Origin of the sequence: Pandoraea sp. PE-S2R-1, assembly GCF_002179865.1 — a bacterium.
Taxonomy (GTDB): Bacteria; Pseudomonadota; Gammaproteobacteria; order Burkholderiales; family Burkholderiaceae; genus Pandoraea.
In genome coordinates this window covers 982,647-999,666 of record NZ_NGUR01000015.1, presented here as the reverse complement: position 1 = coordinate 999,666, position 17,020 = coordinate 982,647, and the positions used below count along the sequence as shown (strand labels likewise).

Annotated in this window: 14 protein-coding genes; 11 read left to right on the top strand and 3 right to left on the bottom strand. The window is 65.4% G+C overall.

Annotation, left to right across the window (positions count from 1 at the left end):
* The first annotated feature begins 164 nt into the window (after nt 1-164).
* Genes CDV44_RS21980 through CDV44_RS21945 form a run of 8 tightly spaced genes read left to right on the top strand, consistent with a single transcriptional unit; the run spans nt 165 to nt 9,845 of the window.
* Nucleotides 165-1,814, top strand: a complete 1,650-nt coding sequence (locus CDV44_RS21980; RefSeq protein WP_087690479.1) for a methyl-accepting chemotaxis protein — start codon at nt 165-167, stop codon at nt 1,812-1,814.
* A 36-nt stretch (nt 1,815-1,850) separates the two neighbouring features.
* Nucleotides 1,851-2,354 (top strand): chemotaxis protein CheW, encoded by a 504-nt coding sequence (locus tag CDV44_RS21975; protein WP_087690477.1) that lies wholly within the window; start codon nt 1,851-1,853, stop codon nt 2,352-2,354.
* Nucleotides 2,351-3,841 carry a CheR family methyltransferase gene (locus CDV44_RS21970; protein WP_087690475.1) on the top strand — a complete coding sequence of 497 codons (1,491 nt, stop codon included), beginning with the start codon at nt 2,351-2,353 and terminating at the stop codon, nt 3,839-3,841. Before CDV44_RS21975 ends, CDV44_RS21970 begins: the two co-directional genes overlap by 4 nt.
* Complete coding sequence (locus CDV44_RS21965; RefSeq protein WP_087690473.1) at nt 3,838-4,533, top strand: chemotaxis protein CheW; 696 nt, start codon at nt 3,838-3,840, stop codon at nt 4,531-4,533. Before CDV44_RS21970 ends, CDV44_RS21965 begins: the two co-directional genes overlap by 4 nt.
* The gene (locus CDV44_RS21960) at nt 4,530-6,974 is read left to right on the top strand and encodes a hybrid sensor histidine kinase/response regulator (RefSeq protein ID WP_087690471.1); all 2,445 of its coding nucleotides are present in this window, start codon (nt 4,530-4,532) and stop codon (nt 6,972-6,974) included. Before CDV44_RS21965 ends, CDV44_RS21960 begins: the two co-directional genes overlap by 4 nt.
* Nucleotides 6,974-7,987, top strand: a complete 1,014-nt coding sequence (locus CDV44_RS21955) for a chemotaxis response regulator protein-glutamate methylesterase (protein WP_087690469.1) — start codon at nt 6,974-6,976, stop codon at nt 7,985-7,987. Before CDV44_RS21960 ends, CDV44_RS21955 begins: the two co-directional genes overlap by 1 nt.
* Nucleotides 7,988-8,000: 13 nt before the next feature.
* Nucleotides 8,001-9,047, top strand: a complete 1,047-nt coding sequence (locus CDV44_RS21950) for a diguanylate cyclase (RefSeq protein ID WP_371328793.1) — start codon at nt 8,001-8,003, stop codon at nt 9,045-9,047.
* A gap of 60 nt (nt 9,048-9,107) precedes the next feature.
* Complete coding sequence (locus CDV44_RS21945; protein WP_087690467.1) at nt 9,108-9,845, top strand: glutathione S-transferase; 738 nt, start codon at nt 9,108-9,110, stop codon at nt 9,843-9,845.
* 10 nt (nt 9,846-9,855) lie between these two features.
* Here the strand turns inward: CDV44_RS21945 and CDV44_RS21940 are convergent, their stop codons facing one another.
* The 3 genes from CDV44_RS21940 to CDV44_RS21930 form a co-directional block, all read right to left on the bottom strand.
* Nucleotides 9,856-10,437 (bottom strand): N-acetyltransferase family protein, encoded by a 582-nt coding sequence (locus tag CDV44_RS21940; RefSeq protein WP_371328792.1) that lies wholly within the window; start codon nt 10,435-10,437, stop codon nt 9,856-9,858.
* 153 nt (nt 10,438-10,590) lie between these two features.
* Nucleotides 10,591-12,009 (bottom strand): TAXI family TRAP transporter solute-binding subunit, encoded by a 1,419-nt coding sequence (locus CDV44_RS21935; RefSeq protein WP_249277649.1) that lies wholly within the window; start codon nt 12,007-12,009, stop codon nt 10,591-10,593.
* A 72-nt stretch (nt 12,010-12,081) separates the two neighbouring features.
* On the bottom strand, nt 12,082-13,002 hold the full coding sequence (locus CDV44_RS21930) for a LysR family transcriptional regulator (RefSeq protein ID WP_087690463.1): 921 nt from the start codon (nt 13,000-13,002) through the stop codon (nt 12,082-12,084).
* A 274-nt stretch (nt 13,003-13,276) separates the two neighbouring features.
* On the opposite strand from CDV44_RS21930, the gene CDV44_RS21925 reads away from it, so the two are divergent.
* The 3 genes from CDV44_RS21925 to CDV44_RS21915 all read left to right on the top strand — a co-directional run bounded on the left by CDV44_RS21925 (nt 13,277) and on the right by CDV44_RS21915 (nt 17,020).
* Entirely contained in the window at nt 13,277-14,473 is a 1,197-nt protein-coding gene (locus CDV44_RS21925) for a M20 aminoacylase family protein (RefSeq protein WP_087690461.1), read from the top strand.
* Nucleotides 14,470-15,780, top strand: a complete 1,311-nt coding sequence (locus CDV44_RS21920) for an MFS transporter (RefSeq protein ID WP_170936070.1) — start codon at nt 14,470-14,472, stop codon at nt 15,778-15,780. Before CDV44_RS21925 ends, CDV44_RS21920 begins: the two co-directional genes overlap by 4 nt.
* Before the next feature lie 247 nt (nt 15,781-16,027).
* Nucleotides 16,028-17,020 (top strand): hypothetical protein, encoded by a 993-nt coding sequence (locus CDV44_RS21915; protein ID WP_141118785.1) that lies wholly within the window; start codon nt 16,028-16,030, stop codon nt 17,018-17,020.

Here is a 17,020-nt window from a genome sequence, read left to right as displayed (position 1 = left end):
GCCATCCCTCGGGGGAAACCCCGGGGATGACGCGAAATAAGGCCAAATAGACGTTTAGACCGCCGCCGCCCCGGGGTGCCGCTGTAATAGAATCGGCGTTACCTCAAAAAGCCTCGTGTCGCCCTGTGCGGCGCCGGGCGCGAACACCGACACGGGAGCGCGGCGTGAAACACTGGTCGATCCGACATCGCATTCTGGCCAGTTTTGGCCTGATCCTCGCATTGATGGCGCTGATGGCCGGCGTCGCTTACACGCGTCTCGCCGCCATTGAGCGCGAAGCGTTCAGCGTGGAGTCCGACTCCACCCCGGGCCTGTACTACAGCACCATGCTGCGCGGTGCGTGGTTCGAGAGCTACCAGCTGCTGCAACAAGTGGTCGCGATCGACGACAACGACAAGGCGCGCGCCGTCGACCTCGACGCGCTGCGTGCGGCCGACACCAAGATCGACGGCTGGATCAAGGACTACGGCAACACGGTCAATCGTGCGGTCGACCGCATGCAATACGACGAAGTGCGCGGCGTTCGCCAGCAGTACGGCCGCATCGGCAACGAAGTGCTCAAGCTCGTGGCCAACGGCCAGATGCCCGCCGCCCGCGCCATGCTCTCCGAACAGCTTTACCCGGAATGGGGACGTGGGCGCGCCGCGATCCAGCGGCTGGTCGACACCAACAAGACCTTCGCCGACGAAGCGACTCACAACATTGCCGAGGCAGTGACTGCCGCGAAGGCCACGCTGCTCATTACGCTGGCCGTCGCATTGGGTTGTGCGGTGCTGTGCGGCTGGTTGCTGTTCAAGGCGGTCAGCGTGCCGCTCGCGAACGTGATGCAGATTCTTGAAGTCATGCGCTCCGGCGACCTGACCAAGCGTCTCGATCTGGACCGGCGCGACGAGTTCGGCGCGCTCGAAGCGGGCTTCAACCGCATGACGGACGAGTTGACCGGGCTGGTCGGGCAGGCGCAGAAGTCGGCGCTGCAAGTGACGACCTCCGTGACCGAGATTGCCGCCACCTCGCGTCAGCAGCAGGCCACGGCCTCCGAGACGGCCGCCACGACCACGGAAATCGGCGCGACCTCGCGCGAAATCTTCGCCACCTCGCGCGACCTCGCCCGCACCATGACCGAAGTGGCTGGTGTGGCCGACCACGCGGCGTCGCTGGCCGGTACCGGCCACGTCGGCCTCACGCGCATGGAAGATGCAATGCGTCACGTGATGGAAGCGGCCGGGTCGGTGAACGGCAAGCTGGGCATCCTCAACGAGAAGGCCGGCAACATCAATCAGGTCGTGACCACCATCACCAAGGTGGCCGATCAGACCAATCTGCTCTCGCTCAATGCCGCCATCGAAGCCGAAAAGGCCGGTGAGTACGGTCGCGGGTTTGCCGTGGTGGCGACCGAGATTCGCCGCCTCGCCGATCAGACGGCGGTGGCGACCTACGACATCGAGCAGATGATCAAAGAGATTCAGTCTGCGGTGTCGGCCGGTGTGATGGGCATGGACAAGTTCGCCGAGGAAGTGCGGCGCGGCATGGACGAGATGCGTCAGGTGGGCGATCAGCTCGCGCAGATCATTGCGCAGGTGCAGACGCTGCCGCCGCGCTTCCAGGTCGTCAACGAGGGCATGCAGGCGCAGGCCACCGGCGCCGAGCAGATCAATCAGGCACTGGTGCAGCTCTCGGAAGCGGCGCAGCAGACGGCCGAGTCGTTGCAGCAGTCGAGTCAGGCTATCGAAGAACTCAATCACGTCGCCAACGGACTCAAGAGCGGCGTGTCGCGTTTCAAGGTGCTGTCGAGCACGCCCGCCGGGCTGGTTTGATTGTCACACGCATTTTGACTATTCGCGGACACCGCCATGCTGTTCCTGCGTTTTGCCATTGCCACCGATCACTACGTCATTGAGGCCAGTCACGTGGCCGAGGTGCTGCCGTGGCTCGCGCTCAAGCGCTTGCCCGCCGCACCCGCCTGGGTGGCCGGTGCGTTCAGCTATCGCGGCGAACCGGTGCCGGTGCTCGATCTGACCCATCTCGCAACAGGCACGGCGGCGCCGGCGCGCCGCTCGACCCGTCTCGTGCTCGTGCACTACCCCGAACCGGGTCCGCACGCGCGGCGTCTGGGCGTGCTCGTTGAGCGGGCCACCGATACCTTGCGCGCCGACGCGCAGGCATTCCGCGCGAGTGGCGTCGATCTGCCCGAGGGTCGCTATCTCGGCCCCGTCCTCGATACGGAGGAAGGGCTGGTGCAGTGGGTGCGTGTTGACCAATTGCTCACCGACGAAGCGCGGGCGTTGCTGTTCGACGCCGCACGTGACGCTTGCGATGCGCCCGAACACGATACGCCGCCGGAGGCCGCGTCATGAGCCCCGTGCAACAGATCGAGCGCTTGCTGCGCGACACGATGGGGCTCGACGCGGGCACGCTCGGCGCGAATGCCATCGAGCGTGCTGTGCGCGCCCGGCTGGCGGTGCTGTCCCCAGAGACAAACGACACGTCGACCTACTGGCAACTGCTGCAACAGTCGCCGCAGGAATTGCAGGCGCTGATCGAAGCGGTGGTCGTGCCCGAGACGTGGTTCTTCCGGCATCGCGAGGCGTTCACGGCGCTCGCCCAGATGGCGGCCGAAGAACGCGCCGCGCGACGTGGCACCGTGCGCGAAGGTCAGGCGTTGCGACTGTTGAGCCTGCCCTGCGCCACTGGCGAAGAACCGTATTCGATGGCGATGACGTTGTTCGATGCGGGCTTTCAGGTGGGCGACTTCACCATCGATGCGCTCGACATCAGCGAACGCGCGCTCACGATCGCGCGCGAAGGCGTGTATGGACGCAACTCGTTTCGGGGGCCGGTTGCCAATCTGCTGTTCCGTGATCGCTACTTCACGCCGCAGGGCGAGACCTATCGCGTGAACGGCGCGCTGCGTCCGCCGATTCGCTGGCATGCGGGCAACCTGTTCGACCCCACGCTCGTCGACCGGCTGGGGACGTTCGACTTCGTGTTCTTCCGCAATGTGCTGATCTATTTCGACCGGGAAGGCCAGCGCCGCGCGATTGCCGCGCTGGAGCGGCTGATGCGCATGGGCGCGACGCTGTTTGCCGGGCCCGCCGAGGGTGGTTCGCTCACGTCCAACGGCTTGTCGTCGACGGGTCACGTGCAGGCGTTTTCGTTCCGATTGGCAGGGCCGCAGCGCGACGTGACGTCTTCACCCGTCGGGGCGGCGCCCCTCACGGGAACGCTGTCGACGTTCAGCACGCAGTCACCGACACGGACGTTCGACGCCATTCAACATCGGCGCGGACATGCTGCGCAGGTGACGCCGGTGTTCCCCGCGCCGAACACGATGCCTGCGACGCCAGCGGTTCCGCCAGCGCCGACGGCTACACCCGATGCGCGAGCGTTTGGCAATCCGGTCACTCCTGAAACCTCGCGCGTGGGTACGACCGCGTCCCGCCGATCTGCGCAGACCCCCGACATTGCGGCGCAACTGCAAGAGGCGCAGACACTGGCCGATGCGGGCGATTTCGCGCGCGCCATTGCGTTGTGCCGAACGGTGCTCGCCACCGACCGTGCCAATGCACAAGCGGAGTATTTGCTGGGACTGGTGGAAGACGCGCGCGGCGACGCGCAGCAGGCACTCGTGCATTACCGCCGTGCCCTCTATCTCGATCCGGGCCACTACGAAGCGCTCGTGCATTGCGCAGCACAACTCGATGCGCGAGGCGATGCGGCTGGCGCACGTCGCCTGCGCGAACGTGCAGAGCGCGCCGGCCGGGCCGGGCCGGCAGACCGCACAGCAGACCGCACGGCAGACGCCCCTCATGATGCACACCGCCACGGGGCCAGACATCGATGACTGACATGACGAACACCACGGCCGGCGAACCGCCGCGCGAGCCCGCATTGCAAGACAGCCCCGAGGCGGGCCGTCAAGCTGGCGCGCGCCGGTCGGCCTTGTTGAGTGATGGTGCTCTGCATCGGCAGGCCGCCGATCTGCTCGACCGGTTGCCCGTGGTGCCTGCCGACCCGGCACCATGGCGTGCCGCAGCACAGGACGAGTCGGCCTCGCGCGGGGCGGCGCTGCTGTTGTTCCGTCTGGCGGACGAATGGCTGGCGCTGCCGGCTTCCGTCATCGAAGAAGTCTCGCCGATGCGCGCATGGCACACGGTACCGGGGCATCGTCAGCGCGCGCTGCTCGGGCTGGTCAACCTGCGCGGTGCGCTCGTGCCGTGCGTGTCGCTCGGCGAATTGCTCGGCGTGCAGCCTGCGGCCCAACCGCTGGCGACGCAGGCAACACCGGCGAACACGTGGCGCACCAGCACATCGCGCCTGCTGGCCATGCGTCATGGCGCGCATCTGAGTGCATTCCCCGTCACGGAAGTCCATGGCACGGTGACGCCTGCGAGCAGCGCGTTGGGCACGGTGCCCGCGACGGCACTCGGTGCGTCCGATGGCTTCGCCCATGCGGTGCTGCATTGGCGCGAGCGTGTCGTGGGCTTGCTGGACCCGGCGCGTGTGGGCGCGGCTTTCGACCGGAGCCTTGGATGAGCGACGATCTGCAAAACGCCTCGTTGCTCGATCTGTTCCGGATGGAAACGGAGACGCAGGCACAAGTGCTCGGCGACGGACTGCTCGCACTGGAGCGCACGCCGACCGACGCCACGCGGCTTGAGGCGTGCATGCGCGCGGCGCACTCGCTCAAGGGGGCGGCGCGCATCGTCGGCGTCGACGCCGGTGTGGCGCTGGCTCACGTGCTGGAAGACGCCTTTGTCGCAGCGCAGCGCGGCACGCTCCGGTTGGACACCGCTTACATCGACAAGCTGTTACAGGGTGTCGATCTGCTCATGCGCATGGCGCACCCGCCGGGCGGCGACATGGGATGGGCGCAAGGCGCAGGCAAAGCGGAGATCGACACGTTTGTCGCCACGCTGACAGCGCAACTTGCCGAGCTGCCCGAGAACACCACGGGCAACGCACCCGAAGCGTTCGACTATGCGAGCTACGGCTTGTCGTCGCAGGACGCGCAACCGGCAACGCCCGCACCGTCAGCCGCAGTGACCGGCATCGGGCAGTCCCGATCGACCGGATCGACCGGATCGACCAGTGAGCCGATCGCGCCCGCATTGGCATCGCTGAGCGAGATGAATCAACCCCATGAGGCTGACAGCATCATGGGACTGCCGGGCGCCTACGACGCTGACGACCAGCATGACGCGGGCGAAGGCGACAACGCTGCCCGTGCGCTGCGCGTGTCGGCCGACACGTTGAACCGCCTGCTGCGGTTGTCGAGCGAAGCGCTCGTGGCCTCGCGCTGGTCGCAACCGTTTGCACAATCGTTGCAGCGGCTGAAGCGTCATCAGCACGAAGCAGGCGAGGCACTCGACCGCATGAGCACGGCGCTGACGCACGCGGCCAGCAACGATGAAGACCGTCAGACACTCTTGAGTGCACTGGCGGACCTGCGCCGCGCGCTCGGCGTCGGCAGTCAGTTGCTCGGCGAGCAACTGCACGAACTCGATCAGTTCGACCGGCGCTCGACCCAGCTCTCGCAGCGCCTTTACGACGAAGCGCTCGCCTGCCGCATGCGCCCGCTCGGCGACCGGCTGGGTGGCTTTGCCCGCATGGTGCGCGATCTCGGCCGTTCGCTCGGCAAGCCTGCGCAGCTCGATATTCGCGGTGCGGATACGCAGGTCGATCGCGACATTCTCGATCAGCTCGAAGCCCCGCTCGGGCATTTGCTGCGCAACGCCGTCGATCACGGTCTGGAAAGTCAGGCACAGCGCCTCGCAGCGGGCAAGCCGGCGCAAGGCAAAATTACGCTCAGTGCGCGCCACAGCGCCGGGCTGCTGCTGGTGAGCGTCGCCGACGACGGCGCGGGCATCGATCTCGACCGGGTGCGCGACGCGGTCGTGGCGCGCGGTCTGGTGACGATGGAAACGGCGCAGCGGCTCGACGACAACGAACTGCTCGAATTCCTGATGCTCCCCGGCTTTACGCTGCGCGAGACCGTGACCGATGTTTCGGGGCGAGGCGTGGGGCTGGATGCCGTGCGCGCGATGGTCGCTGCCGTGCGCGGCACGGTTCGCATCGAGCACTCGCCGGGGCGTGGCACGAAGTTCGTGCTGCAACTGCCGCTCACGTTGTCGGTAGTGCGCAGCCTGCTCGTGGAGATTGGCGGCGAACCCTACGCGTTGCCGCTGGCGAGTCTGTCGCGCACGCTTGCCCTCGCGCCCGAGCACATCGAAATGCTCGAAGGCCGGCCGCACTTCACGCTCGACGGCCGTCAGATCGGTGTCGTCAGCGCGCGGCAAGTGCTCTACGGCAGCGAGCCGGTCGCGGCACCCGGTGCGCAACCGGTCGTGGTGATCGGCGACGGCGAGGCGCGTTACGGACTGGCCGTCGACAAGTTTCTCGGCGAGCGCATGCTCGTCGTGCAGCCGCTCGATGCTCGGCTGGGCAAGCTGCCGAACATTGCCGCCGGTGCGCTGGCGGAAGACGGCACGCCGTTGCTCATCATCGATCCGGCCGACTTGTTGCGCTCCATCGCGAAGGCCGTAGAGACCGGCTCGCTGGAGCGTCTGCCCGCCCGTGCGGCGCAGGGTGGCGTGGCGGTGCGCAAGCGCGTGCTGGTGGTCGACGACTCCTTGACCGTGCGCGAACTCGAACGCAAACTGCTGGCCGCGCGCGGCTACGACGTGAGTGTGGCCGTCGACGGCATGGACGGCTGGAATGCCGTGCGCAGCGAGACATTCGACATGGTGATCACCGACGTCGACATGCCGCGCATGGACGGCATCGAGCTCGTGACGCTGATCAAGCGCGACGCGCGCACGGCGGATTTGCCGGTCATGATCGTTTCATACAAAGATCGCGAGGAGGATCGCCAGCGCGGGCTCGATGCCGGTGCGGATTACTATCTCGCGAAGGGCAGTTTCCACGACGACGCGCTCCTGCGTGCGGTGGTGGATCTCATCGGGGAGGCGCAGTGATGAAGATCGGTATCGTGAACGATTCGGTCATCGCCGTGGAAGCGCTACGTCGCACGCTTGCGCAGCGCCCGGGGCTGGAGGTGGCCTGGGTGGCTTACGACGGTGCGCAGGCGGTGTCGATGTGTGCGCCGGTGCCGCCGGATCTCGTGCTGATGGATCTGGTGATGCCGGTGATGGACGGCGTGGCGGCCACGCGCGAGATCATGCGCCGCACGCCATGCCCGATTCTGATCGTGACCTCCGACGTGGGCCACCACGCGAGTCTGGTGTTCGACGCGATGGGCGCCGGTGCCGTCGATGCGGTCGACACGCCCGTGTTGGGCGGTTCGGATCTGGCGCGTCCGGCGTCTTCCTTGCTTTCCAAGATCGATGCGGTGGCCGCACAACAGGCCGAGGCCAATGCCGTCGTGCCGGTCGCCCCCGTCGCGCCGCCGATCACGCCGCGCACCGACGCACTGATCGCCATCGGCGCATCGGCGGGCGGACCGGCCGCGCTGGCGACGCTGCTTGGCCGGTTGCCCGCGAATTTTGCGGCCGGTGTGATCGTCGTCCAGCACGTGGACGACGCGTTTGCGCCCGGCATGGCAGCATGGCTCGATCAGCAAACGCCGCTCACCGTCCGGCTGGCGCAAGCGGGTGACCGGCCGGTGGCGGGTGAAGTGCTGCTCGCGGGCGGTAACCGGCATCTGCGTCTGGATGCGAGCGGGCGTTGCGGGTATTCCGACGAACCCAAGAGCGCCGTGTACCGGCCCTCCATCGATGTATTTCTGCAAAGCGTGGCCGAATGCTGGCGCGCTCGTGCCGTGGGCGTGCTGCTCACCGGCATGGGGCGCGACGGGGCGGCCGGGCTGGGTGCCATGCGCACGCGCGGCTTCATCACCATCGCGCAGGATCGCGCGACGAGTGCCGTGTATGGCATGCCCAAGGCGGCGGCGGAGGCTGGCGCGGCTTCCGAAATCTTGCCGCTCACGACCATCGCGCCGCAATTGATTACGCTGTTTGGCACTGTTTGACAGGACGCACATCATGACAACAACCCCACGCCAACCCACGCCGCCCGCCGCCCTGCCGACCGGCTCCGAGAGCAGCCTGAACGATTCGTCGGCGATGGTGTTGCTTGTCGACGATCAGGCGATGGTCGGGGAAGCGATCCGCCGCGCGCTGGCAGGCGAGCCGAACATCGACTTCCACTATTGTTCGAATCCCGACGAGGCGCTTCGCGTGGCCGAACAAACACGCCCGACCGTGATTCTTCAGGATCTGGTGATGCCGGGCACCGACGGCCTGTCGCTCGTGCGGCAGTACCGGTCGAGCCCGCTCACGCGCGATATTCCGATCATCGTGCTCTCGACCAAAGAAGAGTCGACGATCAAGCGCGAAGCGTTCGCGGCCGGTGCGAACGACTATCTGGTCAAGCTGCCCGACACCATCGAACTGGTCGCGCGTTTGCGCTATCACTCGCGCTCGTACATGAACCTGCTGCAACGCGACGAGGCTTACCGGGCGCTGCGCGAGAGCCAGCAGCAATTGCTCGAAACGAATCTGGAGCTGCAACGGCTCACGCATTCCGACGGGCTCACGGGGCTGGCCAATCGCCGCTACTTCGACGAGTACTTCGGCGCGGAATGGCGTCGTGCACTGCGTGAACAGCGCGAGCTGGCGTTGTTGATGATCGACGTCGACAACTTCAAGATCTATAACGACACCTATGGCCACATCGCCGGCGACGACGTGTTGCGCCGCGTGGCCCAGACGCTGGCCGATTCGGCGACGCGTCCCGCCGATCTGGCCGCGCGCTTCGGCGGTGAAGAGTTCGTGATGGTGTTGCCGAATACGTCGTCGTCCGGGGCCGCCATCATTGCGGAGAAGGTGCGCGCGCAGATCGATGCGATGGGCATCCCGCACGTCGGCTCGGCCAACGGCCGCAATGTGACGATCAGTCTCGGCGGTGCGGCGCTGGTGCCGCGCACGCACATGGCGTCGACCTCGCTCATCGAGTCGGCGGATCTGGCGCTCTATCGCGCCAAGCAACAGGGCAAGAATCGCGTCGAGATGCAGCCGGGCGTCGCGTGATGCGCGATGCGTGACGTGTGAAGCGCGATTCGCTGGCCTGAAACAGCCTGAGGAGGTGGCATGACCTTCGAACTGTTCTATTGGCCGGGTCTGCAAGGGCGCGGCGAGTTTGTCCGGCTGGCCTTCGAAGCGACCGGCACGCCGTTCGTGGAAATCGTGCAAGGCGAGGGGCCGGGGCAGGGCTTGGACGGCATGCTGCACACGATGGATGACCCCGCCTGCACCGATCCGCCCTTCGCGCCGCCGTTCCTGCGTGCGGACGGCGAGTTGATCGGCCAGACAGCCAACATCCTCGCGTTTCTGGGGCCGGTATTGGGTCTCGTTGGCGAATCGCCGCGCGCCCGCCGCTTCGTCAATCAGTTGCAACTCACGCTGGCCGATCTCGTCGCCGAGGTGCACGACGGCCATCATCCGATCTCCAGCAGGCTCTACTACAGCAACCAACGGGCCGAAGCGCGCAAGCGCACCGCCGAGTTGATCGACTATCGTCTGCCCAAATTCTTCGATTATTTCGAGCGGGTGCTGACCAACAATCCCCACGCAGGCGGATGGCTCTCAGAGCGCGCGATGTCGTACGCGGATCTGTCGTTGTTTCAACTGATTGCCGGGTTGAATTACGCATTCCCGCGCGCCATGGCGAGTTTTGCGAAGGCGTATCCGCGCTGTCAGGGCGTGCACGACGGCGTGGCGCGGCAGCCCCGTATCGCGGCGTATCTGAAGTCGCCACGACGCATCGCGTTCAACACGACGGGCATCTTCCGGCATTACAAGGAACTGGACCGCGCGTCGCCGTTCTGACGCGCGCGGCTTACTCCGGCAGGGTGGCGTCACCCGCGTTGAGCGGGCGTTGCATGAGCACCGTGTCGACCCAGCGGCCAAACTTGAAGCCGACGGATTTGAGCGTGCCCGCGTGCACGAAGCCACACGACGCATGCAAGCCGAGTGACGCCGCGTTGCCGCTATCGCCCACGTTGGCGATCAGTTGCCGCCACGGCCCGCCCTCGCAGCGCGCAATGAGCGCGAGCAGCAGCGTGCGGCCCACGCCCTGTCCGATGGCACCGGGGGCCAGATACACCGAATCTTCCAGCGTGAAACGATAGGCTGAGCGTGGCCGGTAATGCGTGGCATACGCATAGCCGAGGACTTTGCCGTCACGTTCTGCGACCAGATACGGCAACCCCGCATCGATCACCTTGGTGCACCGCGCGTGCATCTCCGCCTGACCCGGTGGCACTTCTTCGAACGAGGCCGAACCGTTCAGCACGTGGTGGGCATAGATGGCCGTGATAGCGGGGAGATCGTCGTCGCGCACGGGGCGAACGACGCAAGCGGCAAGCGCCTTCTCAGTGGGAGCAGGCACGGGAGCGGAGGTCATGGCGAGCAACGGCATACGGACTTTCGGCAGCTAAGGCGCTTACGGTGGGCAGGATAGGCCGGGATGACTGACATCCCCGCCCGAAACATTGCCGCAGTTTGCGCTGCACCGGTCCATAAGAAAAGCTTGTGATGGTTATGACATGCATAAGCATCGCTTTGAGATGGGCTAAGCGTGACCGGTCGGCGCCGGGGCGCTGTCCGAATCGCCCGCAGCGTCTGGTTGCGGTACGGGTTCGGCATTCATGGCATCGAGCCGCTGCCGCACGAAACCGATGTGCTCGCGCAGCACGTAGAACTGGTCGGCATACGCGAGCGGAATCTTCAGCCGGTTCACCGCCGCCTCGATCGCGTCCAACCGGTGACGCAGGCTCTTGTACTCGGTGTGCGCATCGTCGGCGAGCGCCTCGCGCTCCAGCGCAATGAGCGCGCCATACCAGCGATAAAGCCGCGATTTCACCCGCCAGCTATACAGCGACGGCACCAGCCGGAACGCCGGAATCAGCACCACGATGATCGGCACGAGCAATACGACGATGCGATCGGCGAGGCTCGCCACCCAGAACGGCAGATGCCGGTACAGGAAGCCCTTGCCTGACTTGTAGTAGCGCGCGGCGTCGTCGGAGAGCGGAAATTCGTGCACTTGCGAAGACGGGAATTCGTCGGCGCGTTGCAGCAGATTGGCCTTGCCGTGCACTTCGCGGGCGGCTTCGATCAGCAGATCGGAGAGCGCCGGGTGCAGGCTGTCGCGCGCCACGAGTTCGACCGTGGGGCTGATGACGTGCACCGGCTGCGCGGGCAGATTCTTGCCGAGATCGAACACGCCGCGCGGCAGTGTCAATTGATTCAGATAGGTGAAGCGTCGTGTGTAGGCGTCGGCTTGTGCAAAGTCCATCAGCCGCACGCCGGGGGTGCGAATCAGCTTGCCCATCGTCGGGCCGGTGGCGGTATCGCCCGAGAGCATGGCGGCATCGACGCGGCCATCGACCAGCGCCTGCGCGGCTTCCTGCCCGTCGTACGAAGTCAGATCGGTGGGGCCGCCCGGCTCGATGCCGTTCGCTTTGAGCAAGGCGAGCGCGAGCGCGCGGGCACCGCTGCCTTCGCGGCCGATGGCAATTCGCTTGCCGGTGAAGTCGGAGAGTTTGGTGACGCGCGGGCCGCGATAGAACACGGAGATCGGGGCGTAGAACACGCTGCCGAGCGAGACGAGGCCATCGATGTCGAGCTCACCCGACACACCGCCTTGTACGAGACCCAGATCGACGTTCTGCTTGCTGTCTGCCAGACGCTCCACATTCTGGCGCGAGCCTTCGGAGGTCAGCACGTTGAGCGTGATGTCGTTGCGCGCGAGGATCGTCTTGTAGCGCTGCGCGGCGTTCCAGAACGAACTGCCTTCCGGTCCGGCGCTGATCGTGATGGTGCGTGGCGGGGCGGGCTGTACGAGCCACACGGCGAGCCAGATGGCCGCGATGGCGACAAGCACGACGGGGCCGAAAGAGACGGCAAGGTCGCGCCAGGAGATCGCGACAAAGCGCGCACGCAGTCGTTTGTGGGCAGGCCCGGAGGGTTGGTTCTCGTCGGTCGTCATCGGCAGGCAGGAATATCCAACACCCGGCCGATGATACGCCATCTGCGGTGAGTGCCCCGCGTCATTGCCCGATCAGCGCTGGGCCAGACTCTGCGCGAGTTGCTTCCAGAGGTGATCGGCCGCGGGGGAAAGCCGCCGGCCGACCCGCGTCATCATCTGGCTGGAGAAACCGGTCGCGATCGGATGGTCGATGGGGACCGCGACGAGTTCGCCCAGTTCGATGCCGCGCCGTGCGGTGATCGCCGACATGAAGGCCACGCCGAGCCCCGCGGCTGCCAGCGTCTGCGCGGTGTTGAACAGGTCGACCCGATAAGCCGGAATGACGTTGAGGCGCACGGTTTCGAGCACGGAGTGGACGAAGTGCTGCACGCCGTAGGCCTCTGTCATGAAGATCAGCCGCTCGTTGGCCAGCTCCGTGGGCGGCACGCTCGCCATGGTGGCAAAGCGATGCGACGGCGCGACCACCGCGCATAACGGTTTCGCAGCGAACGGGTGGATGCGCATGGCAGGGTCGTCTGCCGAGCGCACGCACAGGCCGATGTCGACGACGTCGTCGCGCACGAGCGAGAGCACCACGGGTGTGGGGCCGGAGCGTATCTCGACGAGGATGTCCGGATACGTCATCGAGAAGCGTTGCAGGGCGCGCGCGATCAGGTTGCCGATGAAGCCTTCGCCCACGCCGATGGCGACCCGTCCGCGCTTCAGATGCCGGTATTCCTCCAGCCGTGCCGAGAGGTCGCGCTGGCGGCGCTGGCCGTCGCGGTAGTAGTCGATCAGCACCTGACCGATCTCGGTCACGCTCACGTTGCGTCCGCGCCGCTCGATGAGCGGGAAGCGTAACCGGCGCTCCAGCGCGGCGATCTGCCGGCTGACGACCGACGGGTTCACGCCGAGCGATTCGGCGGCCATGCGCACGCCGCCCGTGCTCGCAATCTCGGTGAGGTACTTGAGCGGACGCTCACCGATCTCGTCCATCCATGCGTCGTTCGTCATCTCCGCTTCACTGTCCCGTTCGAGCGATTTCGTTCCCAAGGCGGCTGCCGTAGCGCTCACCACCCCAGATGCTGCATAAATGAATGAAATTCACCATAAATCGTTGATTTTCGATGATTTTATGGATGGGTTCCGCAACAAATCTCCCGACATCATGCCGTCAATTGTTGCTTTGAGAGCAACATTTTGGACGGGTTTGCGTCATGGGTGGGAATTTTCGTCGGTGCAATACTCCGCTACTTCGCGGTATTCAAAAATAGAGAGGAGCCCCCCGATGAGTGAGATTCGCTTCTGTGAGGTGAGCGATCTGGCCGAAGCGCGTGAGCAGCTGGCCGACATTCGCCACCACATCCACCAACATCCCGAACTGTCCTACGAGGAAGTCGACACGTCACGTTACGTGGCGGAGAAGCTCGAGGGTTGGGGATATCAGGTCACGCGCAACGTCGGTGGCCACGGTGTGGTGGCCTCGCTCACCGCGGGCACCAGCGGCCGCACCGTGGGCGTGCGCGCCGACATGGATGCGCTGCCGATTCACGAGCAGACCGGCCTCGCCTACGCCAGCGTGCACGACGGCAAGATGCACGCGTGCGGCCACGACGGCCACACGACCGTGTTGCTGGGCGCTGCACAGCAACTCGCCAAGACGCGTAATTTCGACGGCACCGTGAATCTGATTTTCCAACCGGCGGAAGAAGCCGGTTCGAACAGCGGCGCCGAGCAGATGATTGCCGACGGCCTCTTCGAGCGCTTCCCGTGTCAGGCGATTTTCGGTCTGCACAACCACCCGGGCGTTGCCACGGGCACATTCGGTTTCCGCGCCGGCCCGTTGATGGCGGCGTGCGACACCGTGAAGGTGAAGATTCATGGCCGTGGCGGTCACGCCGCGCGTCCGCATCTGGCCGTCGATCCGGTGATGATCGGCAGCAGCCTCGTGATGGCGCTGCAAACGGTAGTGGCACGCAACATCGATCCGACCGAAGCCGCCGTGGTCACGGTCGGCACGTTCCACGCCGGTTTCGCACCGAACGTGATTCCCGAGTCGGCCACGATGGAAATGAGCGTGCGCTCGTTCTCGGCAGCCGTGCGCGCCAAACTCGAAGAACGCATCCGTGCGCTGGTCACGACGCATGTCGAAGGCTACGGCGGCACGGCAGAGATCGAATACATCCGTGGGTACCCGGTGCTCGTGAACAGCGAAGCCGAAACGGAATTCGCCCGTGGCGTGGCCGAAGAACTGGTGGGCAACGAGCACATCATTTCGCCGTTCCCGCCGATCGCCGGCAGCGAAGACTTCGCGTACTACCTGCAAAAAGTGCCGGGCTGCTTCATTCGCCTCGGTAACGGTGTGGGCGAAGGCCGCCCGATGCTGCACAACGCCAAATACGATTTCAACGACGACAATCTGACCATCGGGGCCGCCTTCTGGACGCGTCTGGTCGAACGTTTCCTTGCGAAGGACCGAGCATGAGCACTGCAACGCAATCGTTTCCGGCCACTGACGCCAGCACCTCGCCGATGACGCCTGCGCAACAGCGCAAGGTCGTCTTCGCTGCGGTCATCGGCAATCTGCTGGAGTTCTTCGACTTCACGGTCTACAGCTACTTTGCACTGACCATCGGCAAGCAGTTCTTCCCGTCGGACGATCCGATCACGTCCTCGCTGCTGGCGTTCGCCGTGTTTGCCGTGGGCTTCGTGATGCGCCCGCTCGGCGGCATCGTGCTCGGCCGCTACGCCGATCGCGCCGGCCGCAAGCCTGCACTTACGCTCACCATCGGCCTGATGGCCATCGGTTCGGCCGCCATCGGTCTGGCACCGACGTACGCGCAAATCGGTATCGCGGCGCCGTTGCTGATCGTTGGCGCGCGTCTGTTGCAGGGTTTCGCACAAGGCGGTGAGTTTGGCGCTGCCACGGCGACGCTGCTGGAAGTGGGCGGTGCCAAGAGCCGTGGTTTCCGTGCGAGCTGGCAGCTGGCGAGTCAGGGTGCCGCAGCGCTGCTCGGCTCGGGCCTTGCCGCGAGTCTGGGCTTCCTGCTCTCCGACGACACGATGCACAACTGGGGCTGGCGTATTCCGTTCCTGCTGGGCACGTTGATCGCCCCGGTCGGTATTTATCTGCGCCGCCATATTCAGGAAGAGCCGCCCAAGGCGAAGGTTGTCGCCGGGCGCAACGATCCGAAGCGTGCCGTGTACGTGCGTAACTGGTTCCTCACGATCTTCTCGATCATGGGCATGTCGGTGTCGACGTACGTGATGATGTATTACATGCCGACGTACTGCATTCAGTACCTCGGTCTGCCGCCGAAAATGTCGATGCTCGCGGGTGTCGCGGCCAGCACGATCTCTTTGGTGATGTGCCCGATCTACGGCGCATGGTCGGACAAGATGGGCCGCCGCAAGCCGCTCACGATCACCGGCCGTGTGTTGCTGATCGTGCTGCTCTACCCGGCGTTCTGGGTCATGACGCACTTCCCGTCGCTGCCGGTGGTGCTGGCGGCGCTGGTCGTGCTGATGTTCTGCTACACGATGGGTTCGGCACCGGCCTATGCGCTGATGCCGGAGAACTTCCCGAAGCATCTGCGTGCGGGGTACATGTCGAGTGCTTACGCTATTGCCGTGTCGCTCTTCGGCGGTACCGCACAGCTGGTCGCGGGCTGGCTGATTCGCGTGACCGGCAACAAGATGGCACCGGCGTGGTACATGATCGCCTGCGTGCTGATCTCGCTCATCGCCGTGTCGATGTTTGAAGAAACCGGCAACAAGGTGCTCGACGAGTAATCGTTCGGCGCTAGCGGTATCGCTGCGCAGAGGCGACGACGGGAGACCGTCGTCGCCTTTTGTTTTTTTGCGGGAGGCGACGCGAGCCGCGTCATGACACGACGGTGCCGGGCATTGGGAATGCACACCGTGCGTTCGATCGGGGACAAGCCGGTGACAGTCTTCGATAGTGGGCGGGCGCGTGGCGGAGGACGATCCGGGCACGGTGCGCCGAGGGGTTCGGCGCGCCATTTCAGGAGCGCTTTCCATGCCGGTCATCCCTTCAGCCGCCCTCTCGCCGTCGGTTTTTTCCCCGCTGGCCACCCCGCTTGCAACAGTTACGCCGCTTGCCTTCGCGGCGTCTCCAGCCACGGCCGCATCGTTGGCGCCCGTGGGCGGTCAGCGTGCCCACGACCGATCCCCAGCGTTGGACGGACGGCTGGCACAGTCGCTGTCCGCCGATCTTCGGTCGGCGGACGCGATGCCGCTGCGGGCAGACGCCGCCCGAGCCGCAGCGGCAGAGACTGCGGCGTTGCATGGTCTCGAGGTTGGTGATGTGTCCCAGGTGAACGCGAACCTCGGGGCGCGCACGCGCCGCAGCATCTACGATCACCCGCTGGTCAACAAGACCCTCACCAATCTGATCTATGAGATGAGCGCTGCGAATGCGCACGGCGACGGACCGCTGTCCAACCGGGCATTGCTTGGCAGATTGGTCGATCAGGCGCCGGAGGACGGCATATCGCCGGCGTCCATCCAGCGGCTGATGGCTTACCGCTTGCCGTCACTACTGCTCACCGAGCGTGGCTTCGAGCCGGGCACGATGCAGGCGCTGTATTACAACATCGGCAAACTGCGATCATTGGCCTTCAGGCAGGTGCCGACGCAACAGTATGTGAATGAGGGGCGGGCATTACTCAGCGGCCTGATCGCGATGAACCAAGAGGAATATCTGGTCGCCGAGCTCTCCCGGCAAAGCAATGTGGCGGTCATGATCCATGCCAAGGCCAATAACGTGTCCGGTCTGGAGGACTGGGCGGCGACGGACGGCTACCCGCCGCATCTCGTTGCCACCCGTGCAGTGGCTGTGGATCACGTCAATCACGAACACGGAAAACCGACGGTCGTCGAGGCCCAGATCGAAGCACGCCGTATCGCCGCCGGATACGACGCATTCGATAGTGCATTCTTGTGGCTCGTGAACCTCGTCCGGCAGGTGCCGCCGATCGTGACGGCACCGTTCGAAGCCATGCGTCGCTGA